General features: G+C 59.8%; 15 protein-coding genes. 3 read left to right on the top strand and 12 right to left on the bottom strand.

All coding sequences use genetic code 11. From position 1 onward, the window contains the following. Positions 1-160: 160 nt before the first annotated feature. Positions 161-535: a hypothetical protein gene (locus VZC39_RS18610; RefSeq protein WP_434664440.1), complete on the top strand. Its 375-nt coding sequence runs from the start codon at positions 161-163 to the stop codon at positions 533-535. 649 nt (positions 536-1,184) lie between these two features. After that, positions 1,185-2,435, top strand: a complete 1,251-nt coding sequence (locus VZC39_RS18615) for a hypothetical protein (protein ID WP_434664441.1) — start codon at positions 1,185-1,187, stop codon at positions 2,433-2,435. 155 nt (positions 2,436-2,590) lie between these two features. On the opposite strand, the gene parC is transcribed toward VZC39_RS18615, so the two are convergent. The 12 genes from parC to nudF all read right to left on the bottom strand — a co-directional run bounded on the left by parC (position 2,591) and on the right by nudF (position 13,908). After that, on the bottom strand, positions 2,591-4,885 hold the full coding sequence (gene parC, locus VZC39_RS18620) for a DNA topoisomerase IV subunit A (RefSeq protein ID WP_434664443.1): 2,295 nt from the start codon (positions 4,883-4,885) through the stop codon (positions 2,591-2,593). A 136-nt stretch (positions 4,886-5,021) separates the two neighbouring features. Next, positions 5,022-6,920, bottom strand: a complete 1,899-nt coding sequence (parE, locus tag VZC39_RS18625; RefSeq protein WP_434664444.1) for a DNA topoisomerase IV subunit B — start codon at positions 6,918-6,920, stop codon at positions 5,022-5,024. Between the two features lie 116 nt (positions 6,921-7,036). Beyond that, positions 7,037-9,049: an FUSC family protein gene (locus VZC39_RS18630; protein WP_434664445.1), complete on the bottom strand. Its 2,013-nt coding sequence runs from the start codon at positions 9,047-9,049 to the stop codon at positions 7,037-7,039. A gap of 1 nt (position 9,050) precedes the next feature. After that, positions 9,051-9,917 carry an efflux RND transporter periplasmic adaptor subunit gene (locus tag VZC39_RS18635; RefSeq protein WP_434664447.1) on the bottom strand — a complete coding sequence of 289 codons (867 nt, stop codon included), beginning with the start codon at positions 9,915-9,917 and terminating at the stop codon, positions 9,051-9,053. Next, positions 9,910-10,131 (bottom strand): DUF1656 domain-containing protein, encoded by a 222-nt coding sequence (locus VZC39_RS18640; RefSeq protein ID WP_349919863.1) that lies wholly within the window; start codon positions 10,129-10,131, stop codon positions 9,910-9,912. The genes VZC39_RS18635 and VZC39_RS18640 overlap by 8 nt, the downstream gene beginning before the upstream one ends. A gap of 110 nt (positions 10,132-10,241) precedes the next feature. Beyond that, positions 10,242-10,643: a GFA family protein gene (locus VZC39_RS18645; RefSeq protein ID WP_434664449.1), complete on the bottom strand. Its 402-nt coding sequence runs from the start codon at positions 10,641-10,643 to the stop codon at positions 10,242-10,244. A gap of 32 nt (positions 10,644-10,675) precedes the next feature. Continuing rightward, positions 10,676-11,299: an NUDIX hydrolase gene (locus VZC39_RS18650; protein WP_434664450.1), complete on the bottom strand. Its 624-nt coding sequence runs from the start codon at positions 11,297-11,299 to the stop codon at positions 10,676-10,678. Between the two features lie 2 nt (positions 11,300-11,301). Next, positions 11,302-11,889, bottom strand: coding sequence for a YqiA/YcfP family alpha/beta fold hydrolase (locus tag VZC39_RS18655; RefSeq protein WP_434664452.1), 588 nt, complete (start codon positions 11,887-11,889; stop codon positions 11,302-11,304). Continuing rightward, on the bottom strand, positions 11,886-12,056 hold the full coding sequence (locus VZC39_RS18660; RefSeq protein WP_434664453.1) for a YqiA/YcfP family alpha/beta fold hydrolase: 171 nt from the start codon (positions 12,054-12,056) through the stop codon (positions 11,886-11,888). Before VZC39_RS18660 ends, VZC39_RS18655 begins: the two co-directional genes overlap by 4 nt. Beyond that, positions 11,980-12,798: a 3',5'-cyclic-AMP phosphodiesterase gene (gene cpdA / locus VZC39_RS18665; protein WP_434664455.1), complete on the bottom strand. Its 819-nt coding sequence runs from the start codon at positions 12,796-12,798 to the stop codon at positions 11,980-11,982. Before cpdA ends, VZC39_RS18660 begins: the two co-directional genes overlap by 77 nt. 26 nt (positions 12,799-12,824) lie before the next feature. Next, a complete protein-coding gene (locus VZC39_RS18670; protein WP_349919871.1) occupies positions 12,825-13,265 on the bottom strand; it encodes a DUF1249 domain-containing protein in 441 nt (146 codons plus the stop codon). 1 nt (position 13,266) lies between these two features. Beyond that, positions 13,267-13,908 carry an ADP-ribose diphosphatase gene (gene nudF / locus VZC39_RS18675; RefSeq protein WP_349919872.1) on the bottom strand — a complete coding sequence of 214 codons (642 nt, stop codon included), beginning with the start codon at positions 13,906-13,908 and terminating at the stop codon, positions 13,267-13,269. 312 nt (positions 13,909-14,220) lie between these two features. Between nudF and tolC the strand changes: the two genes are divergently transcribed. Next, entirely contained in the window at positions 14,221-15,546 is a 1,326-nt protein-coding gene (gene tolC / locus VZC39_RS18680) for an outer membrane channel protein TolC (RefSeq protein WP_349919873.1), read from the top strand. The last annotated feature ends 48 nt before the right edge of the window (positions 15,547-15,594 follow it).

Raw genomic sequence — 15,594 nt, forward strand, 5'->3', positions numbered from 1 at the left:
TGGTGATTTCGCAGATCGTTTCAGCTATCGGGAGTAGAAATACCCTGATGGGATAAGGCAGAGGCGATAATGTGCAATAAAACAGGCCGATCTCGGGTCTAGGATCAAGGGCCCCCAGCGGCTCACGCTATGCTCATCTCTCAATTCAGGAGGACACGCCATGACTCAGGAAAGGATCCAGACCCGCTACCCCTTGGGCGGCCCCTTCGCCACCCAAAGCGCGCTCAAGCAGGCCATCAGCCAGGCCATCGAGACCCACAAGCGGGACTTCTTCCCCCTGCTGGAGCGGCTGGTGGACGTGGGGGACACCCGGGTCAACTTGAGCCAGGAGAACCCGCTGCGAGTGCTCAGCATCGAGCTCGCAGACGATGAATCTGGAGGCATCGCCCAACTCAACTACGAATCCAACTTCGCCGAGAGCTGTCTCATCATCAACGAATACGACCAGCACCAGACCAGCGTGGCCTTTCGCCTCGACGGGGATCAGCTTGTCTTCGACGTCGAGTTGCCGATTGCGTGGAATTTCAATAACTGACGATTCATAGGCCTAATGCCGCTTGGTTTCGACACCCAACCGGCCAGCTCCCCTCACCCTAGCCCTCTCTCAAAGGGAGAGGGAACATATCGTGCCAGCCTAAGCCCTGACTGCCTCCATTCCAGCTACGCATCACCAAACCCCCCTTAGCTCACCGCCAGCCGGTATAGCTGCGACCTGCGCTCCCTTCTCCCCTTGCGGGAGAAGGGCCGGGGATAAGGGGGAATAAGCCATCAAGGCAGAAGCAATAGGCAAACAACAGAGAGTTGAATCAAGTAGGTCGATTAGCGAAGCGTAATCGGCCGCGCCGAAATCCCGGTGGCTATGGACATAGAGAAGAGATCAGCTGGAGCACCGGCAGAATTGCGGCAACCTGTTTTCGCGAACGTCTGATTACGCTTCGCTAATCAAACCTACGGCCCTGACCCTCTCCCAAAGGGAGATGGTCATCACAAAAATAAGACTCGGAACACAACAAGGAACCATTTGATTCTGATAAGCTAAGCGCCATAATCATTGTTAATTAACGTTTTAAGATTTCCAAAGTAAATGAACATGGTATTTTTACATGAGTGCATTAATTAGTCATTTTTAAATTTAGCATTGGTGGGCATTAAATTCCAACTTATATTAAGACAAGGACTGTATTATGAGCTTCATCATTGACATCCCATCGGAACTTGGAGATAAAAATTTAGCTGGGTTTTTCACTGGATGGACATGGCATGATGATCCCGAAAGCCCCGTTATTTTGCGTATTGAGCGCGGCACTCATATTGCGCCCTGGGCCGTCACACTATTTGGTGCGTATGCTATCTGGCTAAAAGAAGTAAGAGGAAAAGATGTCGAGCTCCACTATGATGAACATTCCTATATTGGAATGTTCATTGAGCAAATGGGACTACCTAATCTCGTTGGTCAAAAACCAAAAGCCATAAATAATGGTGACAACAGAATATTCCCCATCACTAGAATCTCCGAGAGCAAACAAATAGCTCCAATTGCAAGTGCATTAATGGAAATGCTAAGAATAGAAGATGAAGAAGTCGAAGGGGCTATAAAATACTCTTTAGTAGAATTACTACGCAATGTCGTCCAACATTCTAAAAGCAGAATAGGTGGGTTAGTTTCAGCAGTTTATTTCCCCAAAACTGGTCTTGTCGATGTAATTGTTGCGGATATTGGATGTGGCCTTCGCTCATCACTTAGAAATGCATATCGTGAAATAAATTCTGATCAAAAAGCGGTTAGATTTTCTCTTCTTCCACACGTCTCCGGAACTTTTCAAAGCGGAGCTTATCATGCTATGCGTGATAATGCTGGGCTTGGATTGTTCTTCATTAAAGAAATAGCATCAAGGGCTGGCGGTGGTTTCTTTCTTGCTTCAGGTGATATGCTTGCTGATATCTGGGGAAATAAAGATGGTTCTCTTGGAAAGAAATATATCCAGGCAAGGAACGGAGGATGGCGTGGAACCTTTGCTTTATTGCAATTAAGAAAGGACAGCATTGGTGAATTTGGATCATTATTAGCAAAGTGTCGTGAAATAGCAGATGAAGTCAGGAAGAACAGAACTAAATTTGCAATCGATTTCTTAGACGAAAAACTTGAAGTAGAAGGGTTGAAGACAATAAAAATAAAAGAATTCGAGGAGGATGTGGAGGTTGCTGCATCAATTAGAGATAGTGTGATAATACCTAGTCTAGATAGTGAAGAGCTTATTCTATTAGATTTTTCAGGAACAAGAGCGGCAACCCAATCTTTCATCCATGCGCTAATGTACAAAATATTTAGAGACGGAAAAAACTTAGAGTCTTGCTTAAGTGTATCTTGTGCAGACTCAGCCACTGCAGAAGCAATTAAAGCAGTAGCTGCATATGCTGCGGTTGAAGGGAGATAATGTTATAAATAATAAACGTTTAGTATTATCATGCACCATCAGTAACGTAGGTTGAGCTGAGTTTATGAAACTCGATATTTACCACGAAAATTAATTAATTTTAAATCACACAGTCTAAATAAAAGGGAACGACCAATTCGCTCCCTTATATTTATTTACCCTTCCTGATTTTCCCCGGCTATCGGTTCCGCACCGGCAGCGGGTTCTATCTCTATCCTATCTACCCGCTGCAGACCGCGGGGCAGCTTGGCGCCACGGCGGCCACGCTCGCCGCGGTAGTAGTCAAGATCCGAAGGTTTCAGGGTCAACTTGCGCTTGCCGGCGAACAGGGTCACCGACTGGCCTTGCGGGATGACGGCCGCCATCACCACGAACTCCTCCCGCGCCTTCACGCGCGCTGACGGTATGCTGATGAGCTTGTTGCCCTTGCCCTTGCCGAGCACCGGCAAGGTGTTCAAGGGGAACAGCAGCATGCGGCCCTCGTTGGAGATGGCCATGCAGAGATCGCTCTCGGGCGAGCCAATCTTCTGGGGCGCCATCACCAGGCCCCCTTCCGGCACGGTCAGCAGCGCCTTGCCGTTCTTGTTCTTGCCGATGAGATCGTCGTAGTTGCAGACGAACCCATAACCGGCGTCGGAGCAGATCAGGTAAGGCTCACCCTCGTTGCCCATCACCAGATGACGCACCTCCTCGCCGGCGCCGAGCGCGAAGCGGCCGGTGAGCGGCTCGCCCTGGCTGCGGGCGGAGGGCAGGGTATGGGCCTCCAGGGCGTAGGTGCGCCCCAGTGTTGAGAGGAACACCGCCTGCTGGTTGCTGCGACCGGGGGCGTGGGCCAAGTAGCTGTCTCCCGCCTTGTAGGAGAGCCCCTCCACATCCACGTCGTGGCCCTTGGCTGCACGAACCCAACCCTTGTCAGAGAGGATGACGGTGACCGGCTCGCTCGGAGTCAGCTCTTTTTCGGTCAGCGCGACTGCGGTGGCGCGCTCCACCAGCGGGGTGCGGCGCTCGTCGCCGTACTTCTCAGCGTCCGCCAGCAGCTCTTTCTTGAGCAGGGTATTGAGGCGACGCTCGGAACCCAGGATGAGTTCCAGCTTGTCGCGCTCCTCGGCCAACTCTTCTTGCTCGGCGCGCAGCTTGAACTCTTCCAGCTTGGCCAGATGGCGCAGTTTGAGTTCCAGGATCGCCTCGGCCTGGGTCTCGCTGATGTTGAAGCGCTCCACCATCACCTTGCCCGGCTCATCCTCGGTGCGGATGATCTCGATCACCTCGTCGATGTTGAGGTAGGCAATCAGCAAGCCTTCCAAGATGTGCAGGCGGGCCAGCACCTTGTCCAGGCGGAACTGCAGGCGGCGGCGCACCGTCTCACGGCGGAAGCTGATCCACTCGGAGAGGATCATCTTGAGATCTTTCACCTGGGGACGGTTATCGAGCCCCAGGATGTTGAGGTTGACTCTGTAGTTCTTCTCCAGATCCGTGGTGGCGAACAGGTGGGCCATCAGCCCCTCCACGTCCACCCGGTTGGAGCGGGGCACTATCACCAGACGGGTCGGGTTCTCATGGTCCGACTCATCTCGCAGGTCGGTGACCATGGGCAGCTTCTTGGCCACCATCTGGGCGGCGATCTGCTCCATGATCTTGGCGCCGGAGGCCTGATGGGGCAGCGCCGTGATGACGATGTCCCCATCCTCCTCGCTCCAGACCGCCCGCTGCTTGATGGAGCCCTTGCCGGTCTCGTAGATTTTGCGGATGTCATCGCGAGGGGTGATGATCTCGGCGTTGGTCGGGTAGTCCGGCCCCTGAATATGCTGCATCAGCACATCCAGGCCGGCGTTTGGGTTGTCCAGCAGCTCGGCGCACGCATAAGCCACTTCCCGCGCGTTGTGGGGCGGGATATCCGTCGCCATGCCGACCGCGATACCGGTCACCCCGTTGAGCAGAATGTGCGGCAGACGGGCCGGCAGCACCACGGGTTCTTTCATGGTGCCGTCGAAGTTCGGGGTCCACTCCACAGTCCCCTGCCCCAACTCGGAGAGCAGCAGCTCGGAGAAGCGGGAGAGCCGCGCCTCGGTATAACGCATGGCAGCGAAGGATTTGGGATCGTCCGGCGCGCCCCAGTTGCCCTGACCGTCCACCAGCGGGTAGCGGTAAGAGAAGGGCTGGGCCATCAGCACCATGGCTTCATAGCAGGCGCTGTCGCCGTGGGGATGGTACTTACCCAGCACGTCACCCACGGTACGGGCGGACTTCTTGTGCTTGGACAGCGCAGAGAGCCCCAGCTCGCTCATGGCGTAGATGATGCGCCGCTGCACGGGTTTGAGGCCATCGCCGATGTGCGGCAAGGCCCGATCCATGATGACGTACATGGAGTAGTTCAAGTAAGCCTGTTCGGTAAAGGTGCGCATCGGCTGACGCTCTACCCCGTCCAGACTGAGCTCGATAGCATCACTCATGTGATAGTTCTCTTCCGGTTCAGGAGCCGCCTTCTAGCGACTCCGGCTAAATGCTTACCGGCCCCGACAGGGCCGGCCGACGGCTTAGATGATGGCCAGGTTGCCCTTGTCGCCACGCGTGACAAGGGTGGCTGACCTAGATGATCGCCAGGTTGCCCTTCTCTTCCAGCCATTCACGGCGATCGGAGGCGCGCTTCTTGGCCAGCAGCATGTCCATCAGCGCCAGGGTCTCGTCCCCCTCTTCTCCCGCGTCGTCCATGGTGAGCTGCACCAGACGGCGGGTATTGGGGTCCATGGTGGTTTCCCGCAGCTGCTTGGGGTTCATCTCACCCAGGCCCTTGAATCGGGTCACCATCACCTTGCCCTTCTTCTTCTCCGCCTCGACCCGCTGCAACACACCGTTCTTCTCGTCCTCGTCGAGGGCATAGAAGACCTCCTTGCCGATGTCGATGCGATAGAGCGGCGGCATGGCGACGTAGACATGGCCCTGCTTGACCAGGGTTCTGAAATGCTTAACAAAAAGCGCGCAGAGCAGGGTGGCGATGTGCAGACCATCCGAGTCCGCATCCGCGAGTATGCACACCTTGCCGTAGCGCAGGCCGGACAGATCGTCCGAATCCGGATCCAGACCGATGGCCACCGAGATGTCGTGCACCTCCTGGGAGGCGAGCACCTGACCGGCTTCGACCTCCCAGGTGTTCAGGATCTTGCCGCGCAGGGGCATGATGGCCTGGAATTCCCGATCCCGCGCCTGCTTGGCGCTGCCGCCCGCGGAGTCACCCTCCACCAGGAACAGTTCCCCTTGCATGGGATCGGCGCAGTTGCAGTCGGTGAGCTTGCCGGGCAGGGCCGGACCCTGGGTGATTTTCTTGCGCACCACCGTCTTGGCGGCGCGCATCCGGCGCTGGGCGCTGGAGATGCAGAGCTCCGCCAGCTGCTCCGCCAGCTCGGTGTTGCTGTTCAAATAGAGGCTGAAGGCATCCTTCACCACCCCGGAGACAAAGGCCGAGCTCTGGCGCGACGAGAGCCGCTCCTTGGTCTGACCGGCGAACTGGGGATCCTGCATCTTGATGGAGAGGATGTAGGCGCAGCGATCCCAGATGTCTTCCGGCGTGAGTTTCACCCCGCGCGGCAAGAGGTTGCGGAACTCGCAGAACTCCCGCATGGCGTCCAGCAACCCCTGACGCAGGCCGTTGACGTGGGTGCCGCCAAGCGCGGTGGGGATCAGGTTCACATAGGATTCGGCGAGGCACTCGCCCCCTTCCGGCAGCCAGCACAGGGCCCAGTCCACCGCCGACTGCTCGGTGCTGAAGGTGCCGACGAAGGGCTGCTCCGGCAGACAGGTGAACTGCTTGACCGCATCGACCAGGTAATCCTTGAGGCCATCCTCGTAGCACCACTCAAGCCGGATGCCGGTGTTCTTGTCCAGGAACTTGATGGTGAGGCCGGGGCAGAGCACGGCTTTGGCTTTAAGCAGGTGCTCGAGCTTGGAGACCGAGAAGCGGGGCGAGTCGAAATAGCTCGCCTGGGGCCAGAAGCGCACCCGGGTGCCGGTGTTGCGGCGCCCGCAGGTGCCCGTGATGGTCAGCTCCTGCACCTTGTCGCCGCGCTCGAAGGCGATGTCATAGACCTGGCCGTCCCGGCGCACCGTCACCTCGACCCGATCGGACAGGGCATTCACCACCGAGATGCCCACCCCGTGCAGACCGCCGGAGAACTGGTAGTTCTTGTTGGAGAACTTGCCCCCCGCGTGCAGCTTGCAGAGGATGAGCTCGACCCCGCTGACCCCTTCCTCCGGGTGGATGTCCACCGGCATGCCACGGCCGTCATCGATCACCTCGAGGGACTGATCCTCGTGCAGGATCACCTCCAGATTGCGGGCATGTCCCGCCAGCGCCTCGTCGACGCTGTTGTCGATGACCTCCTGGCCGAGGTGGTTGGGCCGGGTGGTGTCGGTGTACATGCCGGGGCGACGACGCACCGGTTCGAGGCCATTGAGAACCTCGATGGCATCCGCATTGTATTGAGTAGACATGGAGGGCCTTGCGAATTGACGTTTGGGGAGAATCTTACTCGCTGAGCGGGGCTGGGACAAACCCGTCTGTGGCAAAGGGTGATCCAGAGGGGCCAAGTCACCCCGACTGGCGGGATTCAGCGGGCTTCGGGGGTGCCAGGCAGCGCCAATTGCAGTTGGGAGAGCGAGCATTGCAGCCGCCACACCAGCCCCGCTAGTGCCTGGGCCGTCGGTTCGGGATTGGCGGCCAGCCCCTGGCTGATACGCCCCAGTTCGGCCAGGGTGCGCGTCAGGGCATCATGCTGCACCCCGCCGGCATCCAGTATCCCCTTGAGGGAGCGAAGGCAGCCGTCCCGTACCAGATAGAGCGCCGGATCCCGGCTCTGCCACTGACGCAGTTGCCAGACGATGTGGCTGCAGTTGAGCAGCACCACGCCCCAGCGCAGCCCCCAGATCCTGGCGCCCTGATCCGTCCCCTGACCGAGCTGGCCGATGAGGTGATAGATCCTGGACTCGAACTCGGGCTCGCTCTGGTGCGGGCGGGATCTGAGCTGATCCATGAAATAGAGCCGCAGGCGGCGGATGAGGCGCCGGCTCTTGCGAGAGTCCGAACTGGGTCTGAGGATCTGGAACGCCAGCCCCGCCACCATGACCCCCAGCACCTTGGCGATGCTGTCGTTGACGAAGCCCTGATAGTCGTAGCTCGGCGGATTGGTGATGGCGAGGAAGGAGCCACAGAGCACGATGAGCTGGCCCCATAGCGCCGCCGAGGCGGGCTTCTGCAGCTTGAGCATCTGCATGGTCATCAGCGCCGGGAACAGCAGGGCGCAGAAGACCCAGAAGTCATCGATCTGGATCATCAGGCCGAACTTGATGGCGAAACAGGCGAGGCTCAGCAGCAGGATGGCATTGAGCATATTGCTCACCCCCTTCAGGGGCGCCGCCCCCGATGAGTAGAGCACGCAGCAGATGGAGAGCATGGTCAGCGCCGCCGCCCCGGATTCCCACTGGGTGCCTATCCAGAAGGCGCAGCCCAGCACCACGCTGGCGAAGGTGCGCAGACCATTGTAGGCCGCCTCCAGGCTGTCGGTATGGCTGGCGAGCGACGTATAGCGCGGTGGCGTCGGCCACTCCTGCCCTTCATAGCTTGCCAGTCGGCGAAGCCAGCGCTGGCACTCCAGATAGGTCCAGCAGAAGACCCGCAACCGCCACCAGAAGGTCTGCAGCCGATAGTCGTCGGAGCCCACGGCCAGGGGGGCCAGCAGGCGGGCGATGCGCACCTTGTCGCAATCGGGATCGCTCAGGGCATTGAGCACCTCGGCGAGCAGCGGCTGTAGTTGTGCCTCCAGCTCCGGCAGGTTGTGCAACATGCGGCGCTGGCCCGAGAGCAGGCTGACCATGCGCAGCTGGCGGTGCAGCAGGAAGTTGAGCAGCTTGTTGTGGCGCCTGAGCCGGTGGTGGCTCCAGACCGCCTGGATACGCAACAGGTTCAGGGTCAGGATCTGGCCTATCACCCCTTCGTGGGCACTGCGCACGTCGGCGCTTGCCTCCCCCAGCCAGAGCAGTCTTGCGTGTTCCAGCAGCCGGGCCTGGCTGCGCTGCAGGGAGGCCAGCAGGGTCTCTCCATCCGAGGTACTCGGCAGGATCATCATCATCAGACCGCCACAGAGGATGCCGGTGATCACCTCGCTCACCCGCGCCTGGGCGATGTCGAAGATGTGGCGGGGATCATCCACGTTGACGCAGGCGAAGGCGATGATGGCCGCCGTGTAGCCCGCCAGGGCGAAGGCGTAGGAGACGTTGTTCTGATAGTGGTTGGAGACGTAGGTGCAGAGTCCGAGCCAGAGCGCGATGAGGAAGGTGAAGAGCCAGGGATCGGCAAGGCCCAGACCGGTCAGCATCACGGCGGCCATGGCGCCGATGAGGCTGCCCACCACCCGTCCCAGACTCTTGCTGATGACGCCGCCAACGGTGGGAAAGCTCACCACAGCGGCGGAGGTCATGGCCCAGTAAGGGGAATCCAGCTCCAGCACGAAGGCCAGCCACAGGGACAGGCACATGGCCAGACTGTTGCGCAGGGCGTAGCGCCACTGCCCCTCATTGGCCTGGCCCCAGGGGGTGCGCCGCCAGAGGGATACCCCGGCGTTCATCTTACCCTCCTATGGTGATGGTGCAGGTGGTGCCCGCGATGAGCGCCAGATCGGACGGCACCTCCAGCAAGCGGATGCGCACCGGCACTCGCTGGGCCAGCCGCACCCAGGGCACGTTCGGTTTGACGTCGAGCAGCAGGCTGTCGCTCCCCTCCACGCTCTGATCGTGAATGGCGCGCCCTATGCTCTCCACCTCTCCCTTGAGCGCCTGTTCACCGCTGTAGAGCACGATCTGCGCCGGTTTGCCCGGCTGGATGTGCCTGAGCTTGGTTTCCTCGAAATAGCCCTGCACATAGAAGGAGTGGATGTCCACCAGGGCCACCAGGGGCACCCCGGCACTGGCATAGTTGCCGACCCGTGTCTGCAGGTTGGTGATGTAGCCATCGCTCGAGGCCTTGATGGTGGTCTGGGTGAGAGACCACCTGGCCTGCTCCAGATCCGCTTCGGCCACCTGATAGGCCGCCCGCATCGCCTGGGCGTTGAGCCGCGCCTCATCCACCGCCTCGGCGGAGATGACGGTGCGAGACAGGCTCTGGCGACGGTTCGCCTCGTGTTCGGCCTTGTCGAGATCCGACTTGGCCTTGGCGAGCGCCGCACTGGCGTTGTCCAGGGCGATGCGATAGGGCACGGGATCCAGGTTGAATAGCACCTCCCCCGCCTTCACCAGCTGGTTGTCCCGCACCGGGATGCTGACGATCTTGCCCGACACCTCGGGGGTGATGCTGACCAGCTCGGCCCGCACCTTGCCATCCCGGGTCCAGGGCCCCTGCATGTAGTAGTTCCACAGCCACCAGCCCGCCGCCAGCGCCAGGGCGCACACCAGCAGGGTGGAGAAGTATTTGAGGGTCGCGAGGGGAGATTTAGCCATGAAGCAGGATCCAGAACGCGCCGCTGACGGCGAGGATGAAGAGGGAGAGATCCATCAGCAGGGGGTGCCATACTTCGCCGCCGTAGAGCCAGTCCCGCAGCAGATGATGAACCGGCAACCAGCCGAGCAGACCGAGCAGCACCGCCTTGAACAGGGGCGGCAGATAGAGCGAGGCGCCCAGAATGAGATCGGGCAGGGCTGAGGCGATCGGCAATGGCGGCTCCCTGTGGATGGAGTAAAGAGCGGAAAACACCCGCCTTGGGCAGGCCAACCAAGGGTAACACAGCCCCCGGAGGCGCTACAGAAGCAGATGAAGCCTTCTTCTCAGCCCTTTCTGTCCGCCGGATGGTTGACCCCGTTTCGCACGGGCACGTCACCGAGATCAAACGGATTGACCCCCTCGAGACAGGCGAGGTTGTAGCCGTACTCGGCCGGGTTGGAGCGACGCTGATGATGGGTGTAGATGCCGCAGATGCCGCAGAAATAGTGCTTGGCGGTGCGGGTATTGAACTGGTAGCAACGCAGCACAGCCTCCCCCTGCAGGATGCGTATGCCCGCGAGCGGCACCGACGCGACGATGGCCCCGCGCCGCCGACAGAGGGAGCAGTCGCAGCGGCGGGGATCCACCACCCCGTCCGGCAGGCTGAGCTCCAGCACCAGCGCCCCGCAGTGACAGCTGGCCCTGTGTTTATCCTGGATGAGGGTATTGCCGATTTGCTTGATCATGGGGCCTCCTTGCCAGCCGATGTCACAAAGCGTCAGTCAAACAATGTCTCCACTCGCCCCTCTCGCACCCGCCCATGCAGGTTGTGCAACTGGCTCTCCACCACCCGGTGGCGGGAGAGCTCGGGCAACTGGTCGATGGGGAAGTAGCCGGCGCCCTGGGTCTCGTCGGTCTGGGTCAGCAGCTCGCCCCCCGTCACCTCGCACAGGAAGAAGGCCTTGTGGGCGTGGGGCAGCTGGGACGGATGGGGATGCTTGTGCTTGTCGAACAGCGCCAGCAGCCGTGTGGCATTGCACGCAAGACCGGTCTCCTCCTGCACTTCCCGCACCACAGCCTCTGCGGGGGAATCGCCGATATCGCACCAGCCCCCCGGCAGGGTCCAGCAGCCGTCGCTGCGCTCCTGCACCAGCAGGATGTGGCCGACCTCATTCACGATGAAGGCTCGCACATCCAGCTTGGGGGTGGGGTAGCCGCTGTCCAGTGCAATCCAGTGGGCGATGGCCGCGGGATCCAGCTCGCTCTGGCTGGCGATGAGGGTCACCGCGGCGTTTCGCAGCGCCTCGAAGCGGCCGATGTCGAAGGGATCCTTGGAGTAGGTGAGCCCGGCCTGGGCCGTGGCCAGCACCTGTTCAAGAAAGGCGGCCAACGGCGCTTGCATGGCTAGAGCCCGAGGAAGCGAATGATCTGGGCGGGATAACGCTCGAAGCCGACGAAGGCGTGGTTGCCGCCGCACTCCAGGGAGAGGCGGGCGAAGCGGTACTCCTCCAGCGCCTTGCGATAGTCGAGCACTTCATCCTCCTGCTGTTGCAGGATCCAGAGCCGCTCGGGGGCGCTCACCCTCACCGCCAGTGCACGCAGCTCGTCCATGTGGGCGGGCAGCAACTCATAGCGCTCATCGGTGTAGGGGTTGGTCTGGGGACCGAGATAGTCTTGCAGGAGCTCGTGGGGACGCACCGCCGGATTGATCAGCGCGGCGCGGCAGCCATGCAGCTCACTCACTCTGGTCGCCATGAAGCCACCGAGGGAGCTGCCCACGGCACCGAGTCGCAGTCCGTCACCATGGCGAGCCTTGAGGGTCGCTATCTGCTGTTCGATGGCTGCCCAGGCCGCCGCCGGGGTGTTGGGCTGGGCCGGGATCACAACCTGGATATCCGGCCTGTTTGCCGCCACCCAGGCCGCCATCTGCTGTGCCTTGGCGGATCCCGGCGACGAATTGAAGCCGTGCAGATAGAGCAGGACTGATTTCATGCCGGCTCCCTCATTAACTGTGCCTTGGCGGATCCCGGCGAAGAGTTGAAGCCGTGCAGATAGAGCAGGACTGATTTCATGCCGTTCCCCTCAGTAACCGGTGGCGTTGGGGTCTGGCACGAACTGTCCCATGGGCAGACGCCACACCTGGCTATCCAGCCGACCATCCGGATAGAGGGTCATATAGCGCCAGCCCGGGCCGGATTCATCCAGTGCGAACCCATCGGAAAGCGGCTTGAACTGGATGCAGGTGGAGGGACTGGCGATGAGCCTCACCCCGCGGTGCATCTCGTCAAATTCCTGATGGACGTGACCAAACAGTATGGTCTTCTGCTGCGGGTGACGGGCCAGCACGGCGAACAGCTCGTCGGCATTCTTGAGGTTGTGCTGATCCAGCCAGGCACAGCCCACCGGTACCGCCTGATGGTGCAGGGCGATGAGGGCGTGGCGGTCGGGGTACTGGCGCAGGGCGCGATCCAGCGCCGCCAGCTGGTGATCGCCGAGCAGGCCGTGGGGTTTGCCGCGTACCTGGGTGTCGAGCAGTATGATCTGCCAGTGATCCCCCACCAGTTGCTTGGCCTCGCTGATCCCGGCGGCATGCAACTGCTCCGTCATCAGCGGGCCGTCGTCATGATTGCCGGGCAGCCAGTAGATGGGGCGAGCCAGGGGCGCCATCATGGAGGCAAAACGCTGATAGGACTCGGGGCTGTGATCCTGGGAAAGATCCCCGGTCGCGAGCACCAGGTCGAATGGATGTGCATTGTCCTTCACCCGTGTCAGCACGGCATCCAGACTCTCGGCGGTGCGTACGGCCAGCAGTAGTCCTTCGGCACTGGCGAAAAGATGGGTATCGGTAATCTGTAACAGACGCACGTTTCCGTCCGGCGCCTGAGGTAGCTCTGTTTCCAAAATCACGCTTCTTTTTATGAGTTCAACTAGAGGATGTTAATCAAGCTGGTGCCATGTTTGAGACAAAACTTCAGCCATTCGGCCAGAAACAGATTTACCTGCTCCTTTTCATCCCTGTGGTGCATTTTTTGATTGGGATAATCATAACGTGGTTGCAACATTGAAATCTGTTGCGCGGCACACACTTCCGCCATGCGCACATCATGATACAAACGAATCTCGATACGAGCCTGCAAGTAGCTCGGCAACTCGGGATTATCCTGGGTCAGGATCACCTGGCTGGTGAAACGGCTGTCATCGCTGACGGTCAGCCTGAACTGCAGGCCGTTTCCCACCTGATAACGGCGCTCGTCCCCCACGGTACCACCCGGTGGCAGCAGCTTCATCAAGGCCATGTAGTTCACCTCGCAGGTACGCTGCAAGGACATCAGGTCAGGCACATGGCGCTTGGCGAGGAGTACGGACATCTCAGCGCCCCGCCAGCCAGCGCGTCTGCAGCTCACCATGATTGAGCGCCAACCATTGCAGGGCGATGACGGAGGCGGCGTTGTCGATGCGCCCCTCTTTCAGCCAGGCGTAGGCCTGCTCGCGGCTCACCACGTGCACCCGGATGTCTTCCCCCTCTTCCGCCAGACCGTGGATCCCGGCGGCCTGACTGGCGTCAACTTCCCCCACATAGACCTCGATCCGCTCGGTGCTGCCCCCGGGGCTAACCAGATAGCTGATGGCATGCTCACAGCGCCCCACCTCGAGGCCCGCCTCTTCCACCGCCTCCCGACGCACCACGGCCTCCGGGGTCTCCCCTTCGTCGATGATGCCGGCCACCAGTTCCAGCAGCCAGGGGGTGGTGCCTGTCTCCATGGCGCCGATGCGGAACTGCTCCACCAACACTATCTGGTCACGCACCGGATCATAGGGCAGCAAGGCTGCGGCATGGCCCCGTTCGAACAGCTCGCGGACGATGGGCTCGTTCCAGCCACCGGCAAATAATCTGTGCTGCAGGCGATAGACGTTCACCTTGAAGAATCCGTTATATCCGGATGATTTTTCGATGATTTTCACATCACTACCCGAGTAGTGACGGGTTTGTGGCAAGGTTTGCTGCGACATACGACACTCCTGCCAGCTTGACTTGGCGAGGTTTGACCATAATATTCGAGAACATGAATGAACGTTCATTCACTCATTCTCGCTGGCGATAGGGGATGGATTTTAGCAGCCACAGGGTATTTGGCTAGGCACGCAGCCCAGAAAATCCCCCCGAAACCTTGACATTACCGCTGCTGGAAAAGAGACAGTTCGCATTCAAATTTGCTTATAGTAGAGTGGTTAAGCTGAAATCAAGCTTGCTCGGTGACAATCTCTCCTCCCTCTTCATCCAGCGGACAGCTTTGGGTTGATACATAAGGTCAAAACTATCATATGAAAAGAACACTCTTGTCAGTCATGGTGATGCTGGGTGTGAGCAGCGCTGCTCATGCCGAAAACCTGCTCGATATTTACCAACAGGCCCAGGTCAAGGATACCCAGCTGCTGGAGTCCAAAGCGAGACGAGACCAGGCCTTCGAGAAGATCAATGAATCCCGTGCAGCCCTGTTGCCACAGATCAACCTGGGCGCCGGTCTGAACTATCTGCAGAACAAGAACGACACCCAGACCAACACCGGAGCCAACGGTTCCCTCACCCTGGATCAATCCATCTATCGCCGCAGCAACTGGGTCAATCTGGATCTCACCGAGAAGAGCGCCACCCAATCCGACGTGGGCTACAACCTCGAAATTCAAAACCTGATGCTGCGTACCTCCCAGGCTTACTTCGATGTGTTGAAGGCCATGGACACCCTGGAATTTGTACGCGCCAACAAGGTCGCGGTCGAGCGTCAGCTCGAACAGACCCAGCAGCGCTTCGAAGTGGGCCTGACCGCCATCACCGACGTGCATGAAGCCGAGGCCGAGCGCGATCAGGCGCTGGCAGACGAGATCAATGCCGAGAACACCCTGGACAACAGCTACGAGAGCCTGCGTGAGCTGACCGGCATCGATCACCGCCAGCTGGATGTGCTGAACACCGATCGCTTCGCTCCGCAGAAGACGCCGTTCAACTCCGACAAGTGGCTGGAGCTGGCGCTGGACAAGAACCTGGAACTGCACAGTGCCCGCATCGGCAAGGACATCGCCAAGGAGCAGATCGATCTGGCCAAGACCGGTCATGAGCCGACTCTGGATCTGGGCGCCGGTCTCAGCGCCGGTTACAACGACTACAAGGACGAGATCCGCAACCCCGAGAGCAACAGCAATCAGGGCAACGTGGGCTTGACCTTCAATCTGCCGCTCTATACCGGCGGGGCCACCACCTCCCAGGTCAAACAGGCGCAGTTCAACTACGTGGCCGCCAGCGAGCAGCTCGAGCGCAGCTTCCGTTCGGTACAGAGCACCGTACGCTCTTCCTACAACAACGTGAACGCCAGCATCGGCTCGGTCCGTGCCTACAGCCAGTCCGTCATCTCCGCCGACAGTGCCCTGAAGGCGACCGAAGCCGGTTACGAAGTGGGGACCCGCACCATAGTCGACGTGCTGGACTCCACCCGCAAGCTGTACGAAGCCAAGCAGAAGCTCTCCGAGGCGCGCTACAACTACATCCTCAGCATCCTCTCCCTCAAGCAAGCCGCCGGTACGCTGGAGCAGAAGGATCTGGAAGACGTGAACCAGGGTCTGATGCCCGCCCCTCAGGTCACCAAGAAGTCCTGATCCGGTTTCACGCCATGCAAAAGGCGACCATAAGGTCGCCTTTTTGTT

Origin of the sequence: Aeromonas sp. NJAU223 (assembly GCF_051125555.1) — a bacterium.
Lineage (GTDB): Bacteria > Pseudomonadota > Gammaproteobacteria > Enterobacterales > Aeromonadaceae > Aeromonas > Aeromonas veronii_G.

Excerpts from the sequence above, each read along its gene's own strand:
- VZC39_RS18610 (WP_434664440.1), top strand. The coding sequence starts at position 161 with ATGACTCAGGAAAGGATCCAGACCCGCTACCCCTTGGGCGGCCCCTTC.
- VZC39_RS18615 (WP_434664441.1), top strand. The coding sequence starts at position 1,185 with ATGAGCTTCATCATTGACATCCCATCGGAACTTGGAGATAAAAATTTA.
- parC (WP_434664443.1), bottom strand. The coding sequence starts at position 4,885 with ATGAGTGATGCTATCGAGCTCAGTCTGGACGGGGTAGAGCGTCAGCCG.
- parE (WP_434664444.1), bottom strand. The coding sequence starts at position 6,920 with ATGTCTACTCAATACAATGCGGATGCCATCGAGGTTCTCAATGGCCTC.
- VZC39_RS18630 (WP_434664445.1), bottom strand. The coding sequence starts at position 9,049 with ATGAACGCCGGGGTATCCCTCTGGCGGCGCACCCCCTGGGGCCAGGCC.
- VZC39_RS18635 (WP_434664447.1), bottom strand. The coding sequence starts at position 9,917 with ATGGCTAAATCTCCCCTCGCGACCCTCAAATACTTCTCCACCCTGCTG.
- VZC39_RS18645 (WP_434664449.1), bottom strand. The coding sequence starts at position 10,643 with ATGATCAAGCAAATCGGCAATACCCTCATCCAGGATAAACACAGGGCC.
- VZC39_RS18650 (WP_434664450.1), bottom strand. The coding sequence starts at position 11,299 with ATGCAAGCGCCGTTGGCCGCCTTTCTTGAACAGGTGCTGGCCACGGCC.
- VZC39_RS18655 (WP_434664452.1), bottom strand. The coding sequence starts at position 11,889 with ATGAAATCAGTCCTGCTCTATCTGCACGGCTTCAATTCGTCGCCGGGA.
- VZC39_RS18660 (WP_434664453.1), bottom strand. The coding sequence starts at position 12,056 with ATGGTCGGCTGGATAGCCAGGTGTGGCGTCTGCCCATGGGACAGTTCG.
- VZC39_RS18670 (WP_349919871.1), bottom strand. The coding sequence starts at position 13,265 with ATGTCCGTACTCCTCGCCAAGCGCCATGTGCCTGACCTGATGTCCTTG.
- nudF (WP_349919872.1), bottom strand. The coding sequence starts at position 13,908 with ATGTCGCAGCAAACCTTGCCACAAACCCGTCACTACTCGGGTAGTGAT.
- tolC (WP_349919873.1), top strand. The coding sequence starts at position 14,221 with ATGAAAAGAACACTCTTGTCAGTCATGGTGATGCTGGGTGTGAGCAGC.